Below are 19,930 nucleotides of genomic sequence, written 5' to 3'. Positions count from 1 at the left end.
TCAGCTCGCTTTGGCCAGGGCTGCGGGAGGCTCGGGCGCTGCAGGAGCCGAGGCCCGGGCGGCTTCGCCCGCACGGCAGAGATCGCCATAGGCCCAGCGCAGATAGGCGCCGGTGACCGCCATCCCTTCGACGAAGCCATGCCGCGGCCGGTAGCCGAGCAGGCGCGCCGCCTTGTCGTTGCTCGCATAGGCCTGGGATTCATAGAGGGCGAGCGCGCGCGGATCGGGCAGGTGACGCAGGCCGAAGCGCCGGCCGCCGCCGCCACCGAAATAGGCCTTGGTCACCAGCTTGTGGAGGCCTGGCGGCAAGGCGTCATAGCCGGCCTGCAGCGCCTGTCGGGCCGGCGGCCAGCGGACGATGATCTGGACCAGGCGCTTTGGATTGGCGAGCACCGCCTTGATGTCGCGCACCACGCCGCTGTTCTCGCCCCGGATACGCGCGCTCGGCCAGTAGACCGGCGGCGGAACCTGGATCGCCTGCGCGATGGCGCCGAAGAACTTGCCCCAGCTTACCGGCTCCGGACCGGAGATGATGAAGCGTTCACCGACCGCTTCCGGGCGTTGCGCGGCGAGCAACATCGCGTCGATCAGGTCCTCGATGTAGACCGCGTTGCAGATGCCCTCTCCGGCATCGGGCAGGATGACGTCGCCGGTGATCAGCATCTGGGCCGGCGCGTCCGCCCAGGGCTTGGAGAACGGGCCATAGACCACGGCGGGCTGGATGATCGAGGCCGGCACGCCCTCCTCGCGGGCTGCCTTCAGCGTGCGCGCCTCGAGGTCGAGCTTGTTGCGGGCATAGGGCCAGGAGACATCGCCGTCGCGGGTTTCCTCGGTCAGCTTGCCGTCCGGAAACGGCTCATAGACCGAGAAGCTGCTGAGATAGACGAAGCCCTTCACCTTCTGCTTCACGGCACCGGCGAGCAACTGCTCGAGCCCGTCGAGATTGGCCTTGCGGGAGCGGTGATCATAGGCGCAGTGGAAGACGTAATCGACGCCGTCGAAGGCCTGGGCCGCAGGCCCGGCTTCGCCGAGCTTTCCGTTGACGATCTCGACCGGCAGCCGGGCGAGGCGCGTCGCCTGCCCGTAGCTGCGCACGAGGCAACGCACCTTGACGCCCTGCTCGACCAGCCGCTCGGCGAGCCTGCCGCCGATGAAGCCCGCTGCGCCGGTAAGCAGCGCCGTGCTGCCGGCCGGCAGGCGGGGCAGCTCGTCCTTGTCCGCGGCTTTGGACTCGGCGCGCCAGCCGAGCGTCAGCGGTTCACGATTGGCATAGCAGCGCTCGATCAGTGCCACGGAACGCGCGCCCTCGCTGCCGGGAATGCCGGCGGAGGCCTCGCCGGAGACGCTCCGGGCGAAATCGCGAAGCTCGGAGTCGAACAGTTCCGGGAAGAGCTGCAGCGGCAGGTCCGCCGCGGCCCGCCCCTCATGGCGGAAGGCGAGGGCGTTGGGGGAGCCGTCGAGGACGATGTTCTTGGAGAGGTGGACCTCGACGAAGCCGGCACTGCCCTGGATCTGGATCGTGTCGCGCAGATCGCGCGTGCGGCTGAGCTCGACCGTTCCGGTCGCACCCGAAGCCATCTTGCACTCGATCAGGCAATCCGCCTCGACGCCCTGGTCGGCATCGTCCCGGTAAGTCAGCGAGGCGACCTCGCCCAGCCACCAGAGCAGCAGATCGAGCGTGTGCGCGCCGGTGTCCATCAGCACGCCGCCGGCAGCGAGCTCGCGCCGCAGCAGCGCGTCGGAGCTGGTCGCCCAGTTGAAGACGAAGCCTTCGCGGATGCTGAAGCTGCGGATCGTGCCGAGCGTGCCGGATTCGATCAGTGCCTTGAGCCAGCGCGCGCCGAGCAGGTAGCGCCGCAGCAGCCCGACCCTGAGGGTGAGCCGGCGGGCATCGGCCTCGCGGATCATCGTCTCGCACTGCTCTGAGGTCACGGCGAGCGGCTTCTCCATGAAGAGATGCTTGCCGGCCTTGAGCAGCTCGATCCCCATCGGGCCGTGGAAGACATGCGGCACTGCGACGATGGCCGCATCGAACTTGTCGGCGGCCTCGCGCCAGTCGGCGACGCGGACGACGTCGCGGCCGTGCCGGCCGAGCTTGCCGGCGAGCAAGGCGAGGCGCTCCGGCGAACGGTCGACCAGCACCGAAGGCTGCCAGCCGGCGCGGCGCAGCGCCGGCAGGATGTGATGGTCGACGACCGCGCCGCAGCCGATGATGGCCAGACGCTGGGGGATGCCAGAGCTCATGCTCGCGTTCCTCGCTGAAGCGGATGGAGTGTGGAGACGTTGGACCAGTCGGCGGCGCGCGCCTGCGCGGGTGCCTCGAGTGCCTTTTCGTATTCGGCGAAGGCCCGCTTGGCCGCGTTCTCCCAGGTGAAATGCCGGGCGACCCGCGCCCTGGCGTGTTGTCCCATTTTCGGGAGCATGTCGGATCGGGCGGCCAGCGCGGCGACCGCGTCGCGCAGCTGGCGGGCATCGCCGGGCTCGACCAGCTGGCCGCTGGCCTGATCGAGCTGGTGCGGAATGCCGCCGACCCGCGAGGCCAGCACCGGCACGCCATGCGACATCGCTTCCAGGACGACCAACGGGAAGGTGTCGGCGAGCGTCGGGAAGACGAAAAGGTCGGAGCGGCGGAACAAGGCCTGGACCTCGGCGTCCGACAGGCGCCCGGTCACGACGATCCGCTGGTCGGGCCGGCGTGTCGCCGAAGCGATTCCGTAGTCAAGCTCGGGGCGCTTCTCGCCGCCGACGATCAGCGTATACGGGCAGTTCAGGCCGTCGAATGCTTCCAGCAGGACCGGCAGGCCCTTGTTCGGCGTATGGTTCGCTAGGAACATGCAGGTCAGCTCACCATTTCGCCGCGCCGGCACGCCGAGCCGGGTGCAGATGGCGGCGTCCTCGCCCGCATCGGACGTGCCGGGCATCGGCACGCCGTTCGGGACCACGGCGAAGCTCCCGGAAAAGCCCATCGCCTCGACGATCTCGCGATCCGCCGGCGACAGTCCGAGGATGGCGGCCGCCCCGCGCACGGCTTGATGGACCGGGCGCGTCACCAGCATCTGCCAGGCGAGGCGGCGAAGCGGACCGAAACCGTAGATCCGGTTGCCGTTGGCGATCTCGTTGAAACCATGGGTGGAGACGACATAGGGAACGCCGACCTCGCGGCAGGCCCGGGCGATCCTGGCCATTTCCAGCGCCGGCATCGGATTGTGCAGGTGCACGAGGTCGAACTGTCCGGAGCGGACCATCGCCGGAATGTCGGAGCCGTAGAACAGGGTGCGATAGCGGTTCGGGACCCGGCTCCAGGGCAGCACCGGCGGCAAGCCCACCTTGACCGGCACGCGGCGGAGACCCGGAGCCTCCGCCTCGTACGTCTGCGCGCCCATCATGCTGGCGATGGTGATCTCGCAATGCCCGGCGAGCGCGGCGCTCAGCTGCTCGGCGGCTCGGCCGGCACCGCTGACGCTGAGATGCGGCGGGGCGACGATGGCCGCCAGGACCTTGATCATTGGTACTTCTCCACCAGCGCGCTGGCGAGATCCGGGGCGCGCCAGAGGTCGCGCACGGCATCGTCGATGGTGAGAGCGGGGACCCAGCCGAAGCGCTGACGAATCTGTGTGGTGTCGGCGGCCAGGAACGGTCGGTCGACCGGCCGGACCCGGCTGCCATCCTGCTCCAGCTCGAACTCGACATCGGCGACGGCACGCAGCTTCTGCAGCACTTCCTCGACCGAATAGGGCTGCGACGTGCCGAGATTGACCGTGATCGTGCTTTCCGACTGCTGGCGCCGGGCGGTCGCTATGGTGGCGAAGCCCCGTGCCGCATCCTCGACATGGATGTAGTCGCGCTTCGGCCAGAGATTGCCGAGCCGGACCACCCTTCTGCCGGCCTTCAGCTGCGCGACGATTTCGGGCAGGAGATGCGGATTGGTCTCGCCGGGGCCGACCACATTGAACAGCCGGACGATGACCGCCGAGAGCGAGCGCTGCTGCGCGAGATAGCGCACATATTGCTCGCCATGCAGCTTGTTCATTCCGTAGATGTCGTTCGGCTCCAGTGCCGCCGAGCCCTCGCAATGCGGGGCGAGGTCGGGCTTGTAGACGGCGCCGCTGCTCGCGAAGACGAAGCGCGTGCCCGGCTGGGCGGCGAGCAGGACGCTGACCAGTCCGAGCAGATTGGCCCGCAGCGCCAGCGCCGGGTCGTTCTCGCATTCCGGGATGTAGTGGATCGCCGCCAGATGGACGATGACGTCCGGGCGGAATTCCCGGACGAGCCGCGCCATCGCCAGCTCGTCGGTGATGTCCAGCCGCTCGAAGCGGATGCGTTCGAGATCGGTCGGCGTGAAGCGGAGCTCGCCATAGCGGAGGTTGTCGACGACACAGACATCGTGCTTGTCGTAGAGCTGGCGGGTCAGCTGGCGGCCGACATAGCCGTTGCCGCCAGTAATGATGATGCGATCGCGCAGGCCCAAGGTTGCCTCCCGGTATTCAGTCGAAGTCGGCGTAGTATTTGCGGATCTTGCGAGCCGATGGCGGCGCACGGAAACTTCGGAAACTCTCGTAGCGCTCCATGTCGACCTGGGTCAGGATGACGCCGTGCACTCTGACCGCTCCGTCGTAGAGCCGCTTCATGGCTGCGGCGACGGTAGCCTTCGGCGTATCGTGCCAGCGCGCCGCATGTAGGACGATGTCGGCGAACTGGGCGAGGATCAGCGCGTCCGCAGCGAGCAGCACCGGCGGCGCCTCGACCAGCACCACGTCGAAGGAAGAGCGCGCCTCGGTCACCAGGTCCGCGAGCGTCGCCGGCGAGAAGGCCGGACCGCTATCCGACAGGCCACCGCGCCGCTGCAGGATCGACAGGTGGCGCGACTCTCCGACGGCAGGGGGCGCGCGTCGGCGCAGCAGCGGGTTGCGTGCTGTCACCTCGGCCGGCGTCCATTGCCGGCCGCCCTCGAGCACACGCTTTCGGGCCGCGCTGCCGGCGATGACGTCTTCCAGCGCCACCTTGCCGGTGCTGTCGATTTCGCTGCGCGGCGAGGCATCGACGATCAGCACGCGCCGCCCCATCTCGACCAGACAGTGGGCCATGTCGTGGAGCACTTGCGACTTGCCCTGCTCGGGAAGGGCCGAGGTCATCAGCACGACCTTGGCGCTGCCGGATTCGGCGAGGTGCTGGGAAGCGATGATCGCCCGCAGGGTTTCGCGCTGCGTTGCGGCGTTGACCCGGGCATCGCCCGGCTGCAGCGCCGGCAACATGCCGATACAGGGGCTGCCGGTCGTCGGCAGCACTTCCTCTTCCTTGCGGAAGCCGAGGTCCCGGCGCTCGAGCAGGAAGGTCAGCAGCCCGCCGAGCGCAGCCGCTCCGATCCCTGCGAGAGCGAGCGTCAGCCCTTTCTTCGGCCCGGTCGGCACCTGGTTCGGCTCGGCGGCGGCCATGATCTGGGCGACCACCGGCTTCAGCTCCGCCAGGGCCCGCGCCTGCATATGGCCCTCGTTCAGGGTCTTGAGACGTTCGCGGAGTGCGTCGGCCCGGCCCTGCAGGGTCCGCAGCTCGGCCTCTCTCCCCCGCGTGTCGATCAGCGTCGACTTGGCCTTGCTGGCCCCGGCCTCGATTTCCTCCTCGACCCGCTTTGCGCTCTTCACGTCTTCGGCGATCGTCGCCAGGGCGTTCGTGACCTCGCTCTGAAGGCGCGCTTCCGCCTCCTGCTGCAGGGTGCGCGCCTGAATCACCGACGGGTGGCGTTCGCCGGTAGCGGCGGCCAGCGTGCTCACCTGGCGGCGGGCCGCCTCGCGGCTTTCGATGAGCCGCTGGATCTGGGGCAGCGCGGCGATGTCCGCCGGGATGTTGCCCTCGGCGACGGCCTGCTTGGCGCGCTGCAGCCGCGACTCTTCGTTCACCCGGGCGAGCGTCGCCGCGCTCGCCTGGCTGGAGATTTCGCGCATCCTCTGCTGGAGCAGTGCCGCGCCCTCGGTGCCGGTCTCGACGATGCCCGAGCTGCGCCGATATTCGGCGGCGGACCATTCGGCCTGTTCGAGGCTCTTCCTGGTGACCTCGATCTGATCCGAATACCACTCGGCGGCCCGGCGCGACGAGGCCGAGCTCGTCTCGCCGCGGTTGGCGAGGTAGGTGTCGGCGAAACGGTTCGCGATCTCCGCCGCCTTGTCCGGGGAGCCGGCGGTGTAGCCGATCTCGATCAGATAGGAGCGGCTGTCGTTCCTGACCGTGAGATTGCGCATCAGCTCTTGGATCTGGGCCTCCCGCTGGGCCGGGCTGGGAGCGATATCGCTGGGCCGGGCGTCGGGCTTCGCGGCTTCCTCGGCCGCCAGCTGCTCGGCGACCTGGCGCGTGATCGTGCGTGAGCGCACGAACCGCGCCTCCGTCTCGACGAGCGCGCTTGCATCGAGCGGCAGGCCCGCGCTGCGTCGCCCGCCGGCCGGATCGTCCCGGCTGAAATCGATCTGGACGAGGGCCGTGGCGGTGTAGCGCTTCGCGCTCAGCAGGACGAAGACTGCCGCGCCGAGCAATGCCAGCACGACCAGGCCCGCGATCATCCGCCGACGGCGCCACAGGGCGAGGCCGGCCTCGTATCCGACATGTTCGAAATGTCGGGGCGCACCGTCTTCCAGCCTGATCGGATTCTGGAATGCCCAGTTCATGACCTTGACGCGGCCTTCTGAGGGGGAAGCGGTGCGCTTGCCTGGGTTGATCGGAGTGGGTTGCATCGCCTTCGTCTTGTTTCGTCGCGGGGCGGGCGGATCGAGCTGGGCTTCGCCGTTCGCTTCGCTGAGGCAGGTCGGCCGCGGGCGGCGGCGCGCCCGTGTTCAGGCGCGCTGATAGATGTCCTCAAGGCGGACGATGTCGTCCTCGCCGAGATAATCGCCGCACTGAACCTCGACGAGCTCGACCGGCGTGTTGCCGGGGTTCTCGAGGCGGTGGACGGCGCCGAGCGGGATGTGTGCGTGCTCGTTCGGGGTCAGCAGGCTGACCTTGTCGCCGACGGTGACCTGCGCCGTGCCGCGGACCACGACCCAGTGCTCGGCCCGGTGCCCGTGCTTCTGCAGGGAGAGGCGCCCCTTCGGATTGACGACGATACGCTTGACCTGGAAGTCGTCGCCAAAATCGGTCACCTGGTACCAGCCCCAGGGGCGGTAGACCTTGCAATGGGTGTCGGCCTCCTGCCGACCGGTGCGGCGCAGGCCCTCGACGATCTGCTTGACCTCGCCGCTGCGGTGGCGGTCGGTCACGAGGATCGCATCCTTGTTGACGATGACGATCAGATCCTCGACGCCGTGCACCGAGGTCAGCGGCCCGTCGCTGGAGACATAGCAACGCTGGGCGTCCGAGAGGACGACCTCGCCTCGGCTGACATTGCCGGCCCCGTCCTGGTCGCTGACCGACCAGAGCAGGTCCCAGTTGCCGACATCCGACCAGCCGCAGGCGAGCGGGACTACCGCCGCCCGCACCGTCCGCTCCATGATGGCGTAGTCGATCGAGAGCTGCTCGGCTTCGGCATAGGCGGCGGCGTCGAGCGCGACGACGCCCGGCGACGCCTTGGCCCGCTCCGCGGCGAGCGTGACCGCCGCCGAGCTCGTCGGCTGGTGCAGCGCATACTCCTCGAGCAAGGTCCGGGCGCTGGCCATGAAGTTGCCGGAGTTCCACAGCAACCCGTCCATCACATAGTGCCGGGCCCGCTCGGCATCCGGCTTTTCGACGAAGCGGCGGACGGCGCGGGCGCCATTCGCCAGCACCTCGCCGGCCTCGATATAGCCGTAGCCGGTGGCGGGATCGGTCGGCCGGATGCCGAAGGTCACCAGCCAGCCGGCCTTGGCGGCGGGAAGCCCGGCCAGCACGGCGGTACGGAACGCCTCGCCGTCGCGGACCTGGTGGTCCGAGGCCAGGACCAGCAGGGGCACGTCGGGGTCGAGCTGGCCTGCGACGGCTGCGGCGGCGACGATCGCCGGTGCGGTGTCCCGCCGGGCGGGTTCGAGGACGAAATCGGCCAGAACGTCGATCTCGGCGAGCTGTTGCTCGGCGATGAAGCGATAGGCCTGGTTGGTGATGATGAGTGGCCTGCCGAATTCCGGCCCGGAGACCCGCAGCAGCGTCTGCTGGAAGATCGAGTAGCCTCCGACCCGCAAGGCGAACTGCTTCGGGTAGGATTCGCGCGACATCGGCCAGAGGCGCGTCCCCGCGCCGCCACACAGGATCAAGGGCCGGATTGGGCAGCTCATGTTTTGCTCCAGGTTCGGTGGCGGCGGAGAAGGGGGCGTCAACGCATTGCGGCGGCGGTCGGCGGCAACGCTGCATCGGTCTCGCGCTGGCGCTCGACCCGCAGGATGTCGCCCGGCGCGAGCAGGGCGCCTTCTGCGATCGGGAAGGTCTCGCTGCCCTGATCGGTCTGGCGCGTCACGAACAGGGAGCGCCGTGGCGGTCCGCTGGCCTCTTCGGCGAAGCCGATCTGGCGCAGCCGGAGCTCGCGGGTGAGACGTGCCGCCGGTAGTGCGGCCTCCACCTCGGCGAGGCGCTGCACGCCGTCCTGCATCTCGGTCCAGACGCGGCGCTGAAAGGCTTCGCGCACTTCCCGGATCCGCAGGCCGAGCTCACCCTGTGCGATTGCGATGTTCGACATGTCGGCGTTGAAGCGCGCGATATTGCCGCGGTTGCGCGCTTCCTCGCGCTGCAGCTCGATTCCGGTATAGCGCCGCGCGAGGCCCGAGCTGAGCAGGGCGTTGTAGTCGACGAGATGCTGCTGGATCAGCTCGAGCTGGCGCTTCTCGGCATTGAGCTGCTCCTGCACATAGCGCTTGTTCTCCAGAAGCTTCGGCTCCTGCTGTTGCAGCATCTCGACCTGTTGCTGCAGGGCGGAGGTCTGGAAGGCATGGAGCTGCGCCTCGCTGGTCTTCAGCTGCGCGGTGAATTCCTCCATGCCCCGGCCGCTCTCCAGGCCGCCGAAATCCGGCTCGCGGCCGTCGCGCTGGGCTTCGAGGCGAATACGGCGCGCGGTCAGGGTAAGCCGGCTCGCCTCCAGGCTTTTGACGCGCTCGTCGGCCTGGACGAAATCGGTCCGCAGCGCGGCCCGGGCCTGTTCCTCGGGCACGGTGAAGCCGCCGGCCAGCGCGACGGCGCCGAGCACCGAAACACCGTGGCGATAGGGGTAGACGCCGGCGGTACGGACATCGCCGACGACGTAGATCGGGCGCGGCTCGGTGAGCTTAACGGAGACGACCGGGTTCTGCAGATAGCCGTCGGCCAGGCTCTTCGCGACGCGCTGCTCAATCTCCTTCAGCGTCAGGCCGCGCACCGATATCGATCCGACCAGCGGTACGGCGATGCTGTGCGTGCCATCGATCATCGTCTCGCCGGACATGTCGGCCTGGCCGAAGACGGTGATGCCGATCCGGTCCCCCGGCGCGACGCGGTAGGCGGTGGCTTCGGTCGCTCTCACGGGAGATGCCTGGAGCGCGATCGCGCAGAACGCCGCCAGCCAGGTCAATTGCCGCGTCCCATTACGCCTCTGCGGACCGTGCCCGGGCGCTCTCGGCATGGTTGCCGGTGCGATCTTCTGGGAGACGGACATCGCTCCACCCTTCCTGGCTCGGCCTCTTCCTCGATGCCTTCGCACCCGGCCGGCGAGGTCGTCGTTCCCGGCCGGAAGAAGCAGGCATGGCAGACAGGCTAGAGCACCGCGCCGCTTTCGATCGGGCGCATTCGGGCGAAGAGGAGGGCGCGAAAGGGCTACCCCGCGGCCGTCAATATTTAAATTGCTGAATATGTTCGATTATTTTTGGAATTTGCTGATGAAAAAGCGCCTCGTGGCCAGCACAGGCAGCCGTCGCAAACGAGGATTTCGCCGGCAGTTAATCGCCACGCCTCCCCCCAATGGGCCGCCACTTTCCAAGCGGTGCGATGAGGTACCTCCCAAGATGAGAGCGGCCTGTCGAGGGTGCTCCAAAATAGCAATTGTGGCGGGGCGCAATTATAAATACTTAGCAATCTGATAATATAAGTAAAAATTCAAAATCGATGCGGGGCGACAAGAAGTCATTCTCGGCGCACAAAAATACAAGATCAGGAATGACTGTTCTCTTAAGTGCGGCTGATCTAATCAGAGTATGCAATCCGGAGAGTAGAATGAAACGGGTTATGGTTTCCGGCGGCGCCGGCTTTCTCGGATCTCATCTTTGCAGGAAATTGCTGGCTCAGGGGAATGAGGTCGTATGCGTCGATAATTATTTCACTGGGACGCGTGCAAACATATCAGAGTTGCTTGAAAACAAGAACTTCGACGTTCTTAGGCATGACGTAACTTTCCCGCTCTATGTCGAAGTCGATGAGATTTATAATCTCGCCTGTCCGGCCTCGCCGATCCACTATCAGCATGATCCGGTCCAGACGACCAAGACGAGCGTCATGGGCGCGATCAACATGCTCGGCCTCGCCAAGCGTCTGCGCAGTCGTATCCTTCAGGCTTCGACCAGCGAAGTCTATGGCGATCCGGAGGTGCATCCCCAGCGCGAAGACTATCGCGGGCTGGTGAACATCAATGGGCCGCGGGCCTGCTACGACGAAGGCAAGCGCTGCGCCGAAACCCTGTTCTACGATTATCAACGCCAGCACGGCATCGGCATCAGGGTCGCCCGCATCTTCAACACCTACGGCCCCCGCATGCACCCGCAGGACGGCCGCGTGGTCTCCAACTTCATTATCCAGGCGCTGCGCAACGAGCCGATCACGCTCTATGGCGACGGCAGCCAGACCCGCTCCTTCTGCTATGTCGACGATCTCGTCGACGGGCTCGTCCGCCTGATGAACGTCGATGGCGACGTGATCGGGCCGGTCAACCTCGGCAACCCGCACGAGATCAGCGTGCGCGAACTCGCCGAGACGGTGACCGAGCTGACCGGCTCGCGCTCGGTGCTCGATTTCCGCCCGCTTCCTGCCGATGACCCGCGCCAGCGCTGCCCCGATATCGGACGCGCTTCCGAGTTGCTGCATTGGAAGCCGCGGGTCGAACTGCGGGACGGCCTCTCGCGCACGATCGCCTATTTCGACGAGCTCCTGGCCAGGGAGCCGGCTCCCCCGCAATCGCTGGAGCTGAAGGTGGTGGCATGAACGCGCCGATCTCCCGCCCCCAGCTGTCGCGTGTCGACATCCTCGGTGTCCGCGTCGCCGCCATCGACCTGCCCAAGGCGCTCGACACGATCGAGTCGTGGATCGCTGCCGGCAAGCACCATTATGTCTGCATCACCGGCGCCCATGGCGTGATGGAGAGCCGGCGCGACCCCGTCCTGCGGGCGATCCACAACAAGGCCGGCATGGCGACGCCGGACGGCATGCCGCTGGTCTGGGTCTCGCGCCTGCTCGGCCACGCCGACACCAAGCGGGTCTACGGCCCGGATCTGATGCGGGCGCTCAGCGCGCTTTCGGCCAAGCGCGGCTACCGGCAGTTCTATTACGGTGGCGACAAGGGCGTCGCCGACCAGCTGGCAGCGGTGTTGAAGCGTGATTGTCCCGGCCTGGTGGTCGCCGGGACGCTCTGCCCACCGTTCCGCCCGCTGACCAGCGAGGAGGACGACGACGTCGTCGCGCAGATCAATGCGGCCAAGCCCGACATCGTCTGGGTCGGGCTGAGCACCCCGAAACAGGAGTACTGGATGGCGAGCCATAGCGCGCGCCTCGATGCTCCCGTGCTGATCGGTGTCGGCGCCGCCTTCGATTTCCTCGCCGGCCGCAAGGCCCAGGCCCCGCTCTGGATGCAGCGCAACGGCCTGGAATGGTTCTTCCGGCTCTGCCAGGAACCGCGCCGCCTCGGCCGCCGCTATCTGCGCATCGTTCCGGGCTTCCTCACGGCCGTCGCCGGCGATCTCGTCCGGCGCTCGGCGACCACCGTCTGGCTCGGCACGAGACGGCGTCTGCGCCGTCTCATCGCCGGCTGAACCTCACATCCCGTTTCATCCAGAGCTGGAGATCGACATGCCTGACAAGATCGCACTGGTCACCGGCGCCGGCGGCTTCATCGGCCACCATCTCGTCTCGTACCTGGTCGCTCAGGGCCACAAGGTTCGCGGGGTCGACATCAAGGCGCCGGAGTACGAGGCGAGCAAGGCGCATGAGTTCGAGCTGCTCGATCTGCGCGTCCCCGGCAATTGCGAGAGGGCGGTCGCAGGGGTCGACGAGGTCTATCACCTCGCTGCCGATATGGGCGGGATCGGCTACATCACCTCGTCCCATGCCGCGATCACGCTGCACAACACGCTGATCAACGTGAACATGATCAAGTCGGCGCGGGAGGCCGACGTAAAGCGCTTCCTGTTCTCCTCCTCGGCCTGCATCTATCCGCAGTATCTGCAGCACAAGCCCGATGTGACGCCGCTGCGTGAGGACGATGCCTTCCCGGCCGATCCGGAGGAAGGCTACGGGCTCGAGAAGCTCTATATGGAGAAGATGTGCCAGTACTTCTCGGAGGACTGGGGCTTCCCGACCCGCACCGTGCGTTTCCACAATGTCTACGGACCGCTCGGCACCTATGATGGCGGCCGCGAGAAGGCGCCGGCGGCGATCTGCCGGAAGGTCGCCCTGGCGGCCGACGGCTCCTCCATCGAGATCTGGGGCGATGGACAGCAGACGCGCTCCTTCATGCATGTCGATGACTGCGTCGAGGGCATTTTCCGCATCATGCGGTCCGACTACGACCGGCCGCTGAATCTCGGCACGGACGAGCTCGTTTCCGTCGACCAGCTCGTCGACATGGTCTCCGAGATCGCTGGCAAGCGGCTCGTAAAGCGGCATGACCGCTCACGTCCGCAAGGTGTCCGCGGGCGCAACAGCGACAATTCACGGCTGCGCGAAGTGCTCGGCTGGGAGCCCAGCATCCTGCTGAAGGATGGGCTGAAGCCGACCTATCGCTGGATCGCTGAGATGCTGGCGCGGAAGGCCGACGCGCCGCATGTGCAGGCGGCTGAATAGCGCTGCGGCAGACAAAGGGGAAGCGGGAGGGCGTGCATCATGCCTGTGGCCGTATCGCCGGCGGCTTCGCCGGAGCTGAGCGCGGCGCGCCTTCCGCCGGCTGCGCGCACGGAATGGCGCCGCGGCGCCTGGTCGCGACGCCGTAGCGTCGTGGTCGCGGCGCTGGTGACCGGCGACCTGATTGCCGTCGGCCTCGCCGCTGCGCTGGCCGCGCAGGTCGCGCCAGCGACGGGATGGGACGCCTGGGAATTTGGATGGGCCGCGGCCGTTCTGGCCGTGCCGCTGCACGCCTTGTTCGGCATATACGCTTGCTGGGGCCCTTGCCCGATCGATCGGCTGCGGCTGCGGGCGCAGGCGGCACTGATGCTCGCCGTGATGGCGGCTCTGGCGCTGAGCATCTGGCATGCGCCAGAGAACCTCCTCGCTATCCTCTGCCTGGGCGCGGGGTTGTTCGTCATCGGCTACTATACGGAGGGGCTGGTCCGCCTGATGCTGATGCGGGCCGGCCTGTGGGGGGCGCCAACGGTTCTGGTCGGCTCCCCGGAGATCTGCGGCCCGATGGCCCGGCGCCTGCTGCGCGATCCGAAGCTGGGGCTGCGCCCGGTCGGGCTGATCAGCAACCGGTCGGATGGAGACGGTGTCGAGAGCTTGCCGGTTCCGATCCTGGGCGGCCTTGCCGATCTGCCGCGGCTGTCCCAGATGGCTGAAGTCGCCATCGTGACGGCGGCCGATCTCGCGCCCGGTGAGGGCAGGGCTGCGATCTCCCTTTCCGACGTGCGCGCGCCGCACGTCGTCGTCTCCGAGAATGTCGGCGGGCTGCCGAATATCGGCCTGAACACCCGCAATCTCGGCGGGGCGCTCGGTCTCGAAGTGCGCTTTGACCTGTTCAGGCCGGGGCATCTCGCGGTCAAGCGCTGGATCGACCTGGCGGTGACCGTGCCCGTGCTGACGCTGGCCGCTCCTCTGATCCTGCTTCTGGCTCTCGCGGTGAAGATCGCCGATCCCGGCTCCGCATTCTATCGGCAGCGCCGGGTCGGGCGCGACGGCCGCGAACTGCACGTCCTGAAGCTGCGCACCATGTATGCCGATGCAGAAACCCGCCTCCAGGAGCATCTGGAGCGGAATCCGGCGGCGCGGGCCGAATGGGAGCGCTTCTTCAAGCTCAAGGACGATCCGCGGATTCTGCCGGTGATCGGGCACTTCCTGCGCCGCTCCAGCCTCGACGAACTGCCGCAGCTCTGGAACATCGTTCGCGGCGGCATGAGCCTGGTCGGGCCGCGGCCTTTCCCCGACTATCACATGGCGAGCTTCGATCCGGGCTTCCAGTCGGTCCGCGTCAGCGTCCCGCCCGGCCTGACCGGCCTGTGGCAGGTCAGCTCGCGCAGTGGCGGCGACCTCGAAGTGCAGCAGGAGGAGGACCTGTTCTATATCCGGAACTGGTCGCTCTGGCTCGACATCTACATCCTGCTCGAGACCTTCCCGGCGGTGCTGACCTCGCGAGGCGCGCGCTAGCGCGGGAGCTAGAAGAAGACGATGGCCCTCCGCGATGGCTGGAGCCCGGCAAAGTCGCCGGGAGCGGAGGAAAGCAACGATGCGGAGAACCGGCCGACATGGCCGCCTGGACGGCAGCGTTCCGAAGTTTTCGCTCCGGAGCGCCGCTTGCCGGAAGGCGGCGATGGAAGCCAGGGCGCCCGGCCCCGACGGGCTGGCCCGGCGGGGGACAAAGCTGTGCAACCGTCGAGACGTCTGGAACTGCAATGGCTGCGCGCCTTCGCCGCGAGCGAGGTCGTGCTTTGTCATTCCGACCTGCTGACCAAGCACTTCTCTGGCTTGGCCATCGCCCGGTCCTGGTATCAGCCGTTCTCGGCGCTGGGCGTCGAGCTCTTCTTCATCGTCTCCGGCTATGTCATCGCCATGCGGGTCGGCGCCAAGGATACGGGCGGCGCCTTCTTCGCCGCGCGCGTGCTGCGGCTGCTGCCGATGTACTGGTTCTTCACCAGCATCGTGGTTGTAGTCTACCTCGTTAAGCCGGCCTGGCACCTGATGGGGTTCAGTCCCGATCCGATCAGCATGGCGAAAACCTATCTGATCTTGCCGCAGCAGGGATTCCCGATCCTCGGCGTGGGGTGGACGCTCGAGCACGAGGTCCTGTTCTACCTCGGCGTGGCGCTGATGCTGGCGACCGTCGGCTCCGGCCGCGGCGCGCGGCTCGGCCTCGCCTGGCTGCTGACGGGGCTCGGTGCGATCGGGCTGGCGCTCGGCTCGCCGGCCGGGCCGATCGCCGGCGGCGGCACGCTGGGCGCCGCCTTCCTGACCCATGTCTTCAACCCGTTCATGCTGGCCTTTGCCCTGGGCTGGCTGGTGCGCGAGCTCGAAGGGCGCAAGCCTGCCGAATTGGCCTTGCAGCTGTTGCCGCTGACCCTGCTCCTGCTCTGGGCCGCCTGGGAGGCACCTGCCGGCAAGCTGATGCCGCTTTGGCGTATCGCCGCCGCCGGCCTCGTCTTCGCCGGCTTCCTCCTGTGCCGGCATGCGCTGGAGAAGGATAATCGGCTCGGACGCACCATGGTGCTGCTCGGCGAGGCATCCTTCAGCATCTATCTCTCGCACTGGTTCGTGCTTTCCGCCGGCGGCAAGCTGCTCGGCCATTTCGGCATGCCGGCGAGCTATGATTTGCCGGTGCGCCTGGTCGGGGTGGCGCTGGCGCTCGCGGTCGGCGTGGCGTTCTATGTCGCTCTGGAGAAGCCGGTCGATCGCTGGCTCCGGCCGGGCGGGCGCTTGCGCAGCTTCGGTCTCCTGCCACCCGCTGTGACCCCCGCACCGGCGCCGATCCGGAAGAAGCCGGGCTGAAGAGACGGGCTCAGCGGGGAACGCTCACCCCCGCCGTCAGGCTGCCCTGCTTTTCCTGGCCGCGGCCACGGAAGTTCGTAAAGTCCATTTCCACGGTCCCCCAGACGAAGCGCGGTGCCGGCGCGCCGGTGACGGTCCGATAGCGGTTGCGGTCGAACAGGTTGCCGCCGCGCTCGATGATTCCGAAGTTCTCCGCGTTCGGGGCGGCGTCCGAGACGCCGCCGGCCGAGCCCCGGCCGAGGAAGGTGATCTCGTTGTCGGTGACGCGGTTGTCGCGCGTCTTGTAGAAGCCGCCACCCACCTTCCAGCGGTTCTGGTCGATCAGCATGATCGCGCGGCCGGACTCGCGCACGACCAGGACATTGTCGTGCACCATCGCCCCTTCCGAGGCCGCGATCTGGATTTCGGCGCCCCAGTACCAGGGCGCGCCTTCCTGATTGTTCTGCACGAGCACGTTGTTGCGGATCACTGCCTTCGAGGAGAGCTCGAAGAAGATCCCGGCCGAGCTGTTGTATGAGACGCGGTTGCCCTCGAAGGTGGTGTTCTCGCAGCTTTCGTCGCACCACAGGCCGGGCCCGTCATTATGGTGCACGTCGTTGTTCCGGAAGACGACGTTCTGGCTGACGGTGACCTTGATGCCGCCGGCATCCCAGCTCGGATCGAAACCGGAGCGGTTGTTGCCGAAGATCTCGTTGCCTTCGAACAGGATGTCGGCGCCGTCCGCGGTCGCGCCGATCTGGCCGTTGTCGTGGATCCTGCTGCGCAGGACCTGTCCGTTCGGCCCGACCGAGACACCAGCGCCGCTGTTGAGCCTGAAATCGCAATCCTCGATCCGCCAGTTCGGACCGTCGCCCCGGACCGCGCCTTCCTGGGGCGGGTTGGCGTATTTCTCGAAGGTCAGCCCCTGCACGGTGACATCGGCAGCGGCGCCGAACAGGGCGTAGCGGGCGCGCGCGACCTCGACCAGCCGCCCCTCCGGCGCCTCAGCAAGTAGGAATTCGTTGCGCAGGCGGTCATGGAAGAAGCGGCCGGGCCGCAGCTGCGCGCGGTCGACGACCGCTTGCAGCGGCTTGCCGTCGAGGAAGACCGCTTCCGGCCACTGGCATGCTTCGTATCCGGCCTTGCAGACACCGCGCGCCGGCGCGGGCGTCGCGATCCCGGCGGCGACCCAGACGCCGTCGACGGCGCGAAAGCCCCCGAGGATTGCAGCACCGCTGAGAATGGCTCCCGGCTCGCCGAAGAAGCGCTGGCCGCGCTTCGGCTGCGCCGATTGCAGCCGGTGCAGGCCGGCCTCGATGCAGAAGGCGGTGCCGTTCGGCGCCGTCGCGACGGCCTGGGAGAGGGAGTGCTCGGTCGTGATGCGAAGCGCCTCGGCCGGGCAAACGGAGGCGGGCTTCGGTTCGAGGGCTGCCGGAACCGTCGCGGGGGCCGGTGCGGCGGCGAGCAGCAATGTGCCCGCAGCCGCCGCCCTCAGGAGATCGGGGGCCATGCCTGCCTCCGCCGGTGGGCGAAATCCTGCAGCATCGAGCTGCCGATGCCGAGGCCGATGAGCGACCAGAACCAGATGCCCAGCATCGGCCCTTCCAGCGCGACATCGAAGGAGGCGTTGATCAGCATCGACAGGCCATAGCAGCCGATCCAGATGAACAGTTTGGCCGCTCGCTCGTCGCCATGGCGCAGCGCGACGACGTAGCTGCGCGCGAGCATGCCGAACCAGCACAGCAGCAAGCCGATCCAGAGGGCGAGGCCAGGCACCCCGGCCCGCGCCAGGATGCCGAGATGGACATTGTGTGGTGCCCGGACCGGCGCGCCGCCGCCCTCCGCCCCGACGACATAGCCGTCATCCTCGGCGAGGTTCACGCCGAAGCCCTTGCCTGTCCAGAAATAGGGACCGCGGAGCGTGTAATCCTGGATCGCCTGCCACCAGCGCAGGCGCCAGGTCTTGGTGCCGTCGAGATTCGACGCCTCGCTGCGCCCGACAATGCTCTCGACATTGTTGATCAGTTGGGCCGGCCCGATCACGCGCCCGCCCTCGATCTCGACCTGGATGTCGAACATCAGCACGACCGCCAGCACGGCTGCGCCTCCGGCTGCGATCGGCATGAGCCGCCGCACCTGCCCGCCGACGACGGCGGCGAGCAGTACCGGGAGCAGGAACGCCAGCATCGCGCCGCGGCTGACCGCGATCATCAGGAAGCCGACGAGGACCGCGACGAGCCAGGGCCAGGGCACGCGGCGCAGCCCGAGCAGCACGAAGACGGTCGCGCCGCACAGATGCACCGCCGCCTCGCCCATGCGGACATAGACCACGGGCACGCCGGAGAACGGCCAGGCCAGCAGATGGGAGAGCGAACTGGTTGTATAGGCAAGGACGGCGCCGGAAAGCCCGTACAGCAGGGCGAACCGGCTATAGGTGCCGAGCAGCCGGCCAAGTCGCGCCGGCTTCTGCAGCAAGAGCGCGACGATGATGAAGGCGAAGGCGCCGTAGAGCGCGATGACGCTGTCGCGCAGCGCATCGAAGCCATGGACCGGAATCCCTGGTACGGTCCGCACGGCGACCCAGCCCATGAAGGCAAGGAGTGCAAGGCTCGGCACCGTCATCAGCATGGCGATCCAGCTGCGCGATGCCATCAAGGCGAGTATCCCGAGCACCAGCGTGATCTCGCCGATGAACAGCGGGGGCACGCCGACATAGGCGAAGCCTTTGCCGAATATGGCATAGCCCGCCAGCACGAAGCATAGCAGCCCGAGATAGCGGTCGCCCCAGTCCGCCCGCGCCCGCGGCGCAGCGGCGAAGCTCGCCGGCGTCTCGACCGAGAGGTGTAGCGGCATTCTCGGCGCCTCTCATCTGCTCATCGCAAGCTCATAGAAGACGCCTCTCCGGCCGTCGTCGAGCGGGCGAGGGGGGTACCCCGCCTGGCTTGGTCCAGGCGATCGGCCTAGGCCTCAGTTCAACCTGCGCAGCAGGCCGTTGGCATGTTGGCGCAGTCCCGAGGGAAGGCGGCGGTAGCATTCGCGCAGCATCGGCCTGATCCGCGCCAGATAGGAGGTGGCCAAGTAGCCGCGAGTCGAGACCGGCACGAGGTAGTCGGCGATCGGAACCTCGGTGTTCGACCATTCCAGCTTGTGCCGCGTGGCCGGAGCAAGGAAGTCGAAGATGTCGATCGACAATTCCGGACAGCGCTCCAGCAGGTGCCAGAACAGCAGCCGGCCGGGTGCATGTTTCGAGAAGCGCAGATCGTAGCTCTGGACCAGTGACCAGTAGCGCCCCTGGTCCAGGGCGCCGATCTCGACGGCGGCGATCTCGTCGCCAGTGCGCAGATAGGCAGCCAGCAGGTTGCCTTCGCGCGCAAGGTGCTGGAGGCAGCCGAGGCTCGCGCCGTGGGCGTAGCCGGCGCTGACCGCCGCTTTTTCCTGTTGCCAGGCTCGCTTCAGCGCGAAGGCGTGCTCGAGCAGCAGGCACTGCTCCTCCGGCCGCCGCACCAGCTCGAAGGTCACCGGCCCGTGCTCGCCGAGCTGGCGCTGGTGCCGTCGCAGGGCCTGGCGCGTCCGGCTCGTGCGCTGGCCGTCGGCGCTGGCGGCATCGAGCCTGCGAAAGTCGAGCATCGGCGCGCTCGCCTCCGAGCCTTCCACCCTGTGCCGGGCAAGCAGACTGGCGAGAACGGTACCGTCGCGGACGCGGCGAAGCTCGATCGCATCGATATCGTGCCAGGAGCGGATCATCTCCCAGGCCATGCCGAGCAGGGCGCGGCGGTCTTCACGCTTGTCGATCAGGACGTCGCCGTATTGCGTCGCGGGTTCGCCAAGATGGTGCAGGATCTTGAAGACCGAAAGCCGCCGGACGGTGAGCGGCCAGACCAGCACCAGTTTCCCGCCTCGCCAGATGGTCGCAATCCGCGGCGCCTCCGGCATTCCGCAGGCGCTCGAAGCTTCGATCCAGGCTTCGCACCAGGCAGCACTCTGAAAGAAGCTGGCGTTGGCGCTGCGCTTTTCGAGATCGCGCCAGGGGCCGAGCAACTCCTGGTCCCAGCCGGCTTCTTCGCAGCGAAGCGTGGTGTCCGGCCAGTCGGCCGCTGACAGGAAGTGAATTGAAGGCGCGGTCTCGTTCATATTGTTGGCT

Annotated in this window: 14 protein-coding genes; 5 read left to right on the top strand and 9 right to left on the bottom strand. The window is 67.6% G+C overall.

Annotated elements, in window-relative coordinates; translation table 11 throughout:
• The 6 genes from AC1REK_RS24190 to AC1REK_RS24165 form a co-directional block, all read right to left on the bottom strand.
• Positions 1–2,244, bottom strand: coding sequence for an NAD-dependent epimerase/dehydratase family protein (locus tag AC1REK_RS24190; RefSeq protein ID WP_327521883.1), 2,244 nt, complete (start codon positions 2,242–2,244; stop codon positions 1–3).
• Entirely contained in the window at positions 2,241–3,506 is a 1,266-nt protein-coding gene (locus AC1REK_RS24185) for a glycosyltransferase family 4 protein (RefSeq protein ID WP_327521884.1), read from the bottom strand. The genes AC1REK_RS24190 and AC1REK_RS24185 overlap by 4 nt, the downstream gene beginning before the upstream one ends.
• Positions 3,503–4,468 (bottom strand): NAD-dependent epimerase/dehydratase family protein, encoded by a 966-nt coding sequence (locus AC1REK_RS24180; RefSeq protein WP_327521885.1) that lies wholly within the window; start codon positions 4,466–4,468, stop codon positions 3,503–3,505. Before AC1REK_RS24180 ends, AC1REK_RS24185 begins: the two co-directional genes overlap by 4 nt.
• A 16-nt stretch (positions 4,469–4,484) precedes the next feature.
• Positions 4,485–6,653 (bottom strand): GumC family protein, encoded by a 2,169-nt coding sequence (locus AC1REK_RS24175; RefSeq protein WP_327521886.1) that lies wholly within the window; start codon positions 6,651–6,653, stop codon positions 4,485–4,487.
• A 165-nt stretch (positions 6,654–6,818) separates the two neighbouring features.
• Positions 6,819–8,228: a mannose-1-phosphate guanylyltransferase/mannose-6-phosphate isomerase gene (locus AC1REK_RS24170; protein ID WP_492269647.1), complete on the bottom strand. Its 1,410-nt coding sequence runs from the start codon at positions 8,226–8,228 to the stop codon at positions 6,819–6,821.
• 38 nt (positions 8,229–8,266) lie between these two features.
• Complete coding sequence (locus tag AC1REK_RS24165; protein ID WP_492269648.1) at positions 8,267–9,442, bottom strand: polysaccharide biosynthesis/export family protein; 1,176 nt, start codon at positions 9,440–9,442, stop codon at positions 8,267–8,269.
• Between the two features lie 686 nt (positions 9,443–10,128).
• Here AC1REK_RS24165 and AC1REK_RS24160 point away from each other — a divergent pair.
• The 5 genes from AC1REK_RS24160 (at position 10,129) to AC1REK_RS24140 (ending at position 15,810) form a co-directional block, all read left to right on the top strand.
• Complete coding sequence (locus AC1REK_RS24160) at positions 10,129–11,109, top strand: UDP-glucuronic acid decarboxylase family protein (protein WP_492269828.1); 981 nt, start codon at positions 10,129–10,131, stop codon at positions 11,107–11,109.
• Entirely contained in the window at positions 11,106–11,933 is an 828-nt protein-coding gene (locus AC1REK_RS24155; protein WP_492269649.1) for a WecB/TagA/CpsF family glycosyltransferase, read from the top strand. The genes AC1REK_RS24160 and AC1REK_RS24155 overlap by 4 nt, the downstream gene beginning before the upstream one ends.
• A gap of 37 nt (positions 11,934–11,970) precedes the next feature.
• Positions 11,971–12,963, top strand: a complete 993-nt coding sequence (locus tag AC1REK_RS24150; protein WP_492269650.1) for an NAD-dependent epimerase/dehydratase family protein — start codon at positions 11,971–11,973, stop codon at positions 12,961–12,963.
• Between the two features lie 39 nt (positions 12,964–13,002).
• On the top strand, positions 13,003–14,475 hold the full coding sequence (locus AC1REK_RS24145) for an exopolysaccharide biosynthesis polyprenyl glycosylphosphotransferase (protein WP_492269651.1): 1,473 nt from the start codon (positions 13,003–13,005) through the stop codon (positions 14,473–14,475).
• A 216-nt stretch (positions 14,476–14,691) separates the two neighbouring features.
• The gene (locus AC1REK_RS24140) at positions 14,692–15,810 is read left to right on the top strand and encodes an acyltransferase family protein (RefSeq protein WP_492269652.1); all 1,119 of its coding nucleotides are present in this window, start codon (positions 14,692–14,694) and stop codon (positions 15,808–15,810) included.
• Between the two features lie 10 nt (positions 15,811–15,820).
• On the opposite strand, the gene AC1REK_RS24135 is transcribed toward AC1REK_RS24140, so the two are convergent.
• The 3 genes from AC1REK_RS24135 to AC1REK_RS24125 form a co-directional block, all read right to left on the bottom strand.
• Positions 15,821–17,299, bottom strand: a complete 1,479-nt coding sequence (locus tag AC1REK_RS24135) for a right-handed parallel beta-helix repeat-containing protein (protein ID WP_492269653.1) — start codon at positions 17,297–17,299, stop codon at positions 15,821–15,823.
• On the bottom strand, positions 17,281–18,642 hold the full coding sequence (locus tag AC1REK_RS24130) for an O-antigen ligase family protein (protein WP_492269654.1): 1,362 nt from the start codon (positions 18,640–18,642) through the stop codon (positions 17,281–17,283). The genes AC1REK_RS24135 and AC1REK_RS24130 overlap by 19 nt, the downstream gene beginning before the upstream one ends.
• Before the next feature lie 114 nt (positions 18,643–18,756).
• On the bottom strand, positions 18,757–19,920 hold the full coding sequence (locus AC1REK_RS24125; RefSeq protein WP_327520457.1) for a GNAT family N-acetyltransferase: 1,164 nt from the start codon (positions 19,918–19,920) through the stop codon (positions 18,757–18,759).
• Between the last annotated feature and the right edge of the window lie 10 nt (positions 19,921–19,930).

This window comes from Allobosea sp. GW823-FHT02B03 (genome assembly GCF_058797755.1).
The sequence above is the reverse complement of the archived record's forward strand: the minus strand, read 5'-3'. Positions and strand labels throughout refer to the sequence as shown.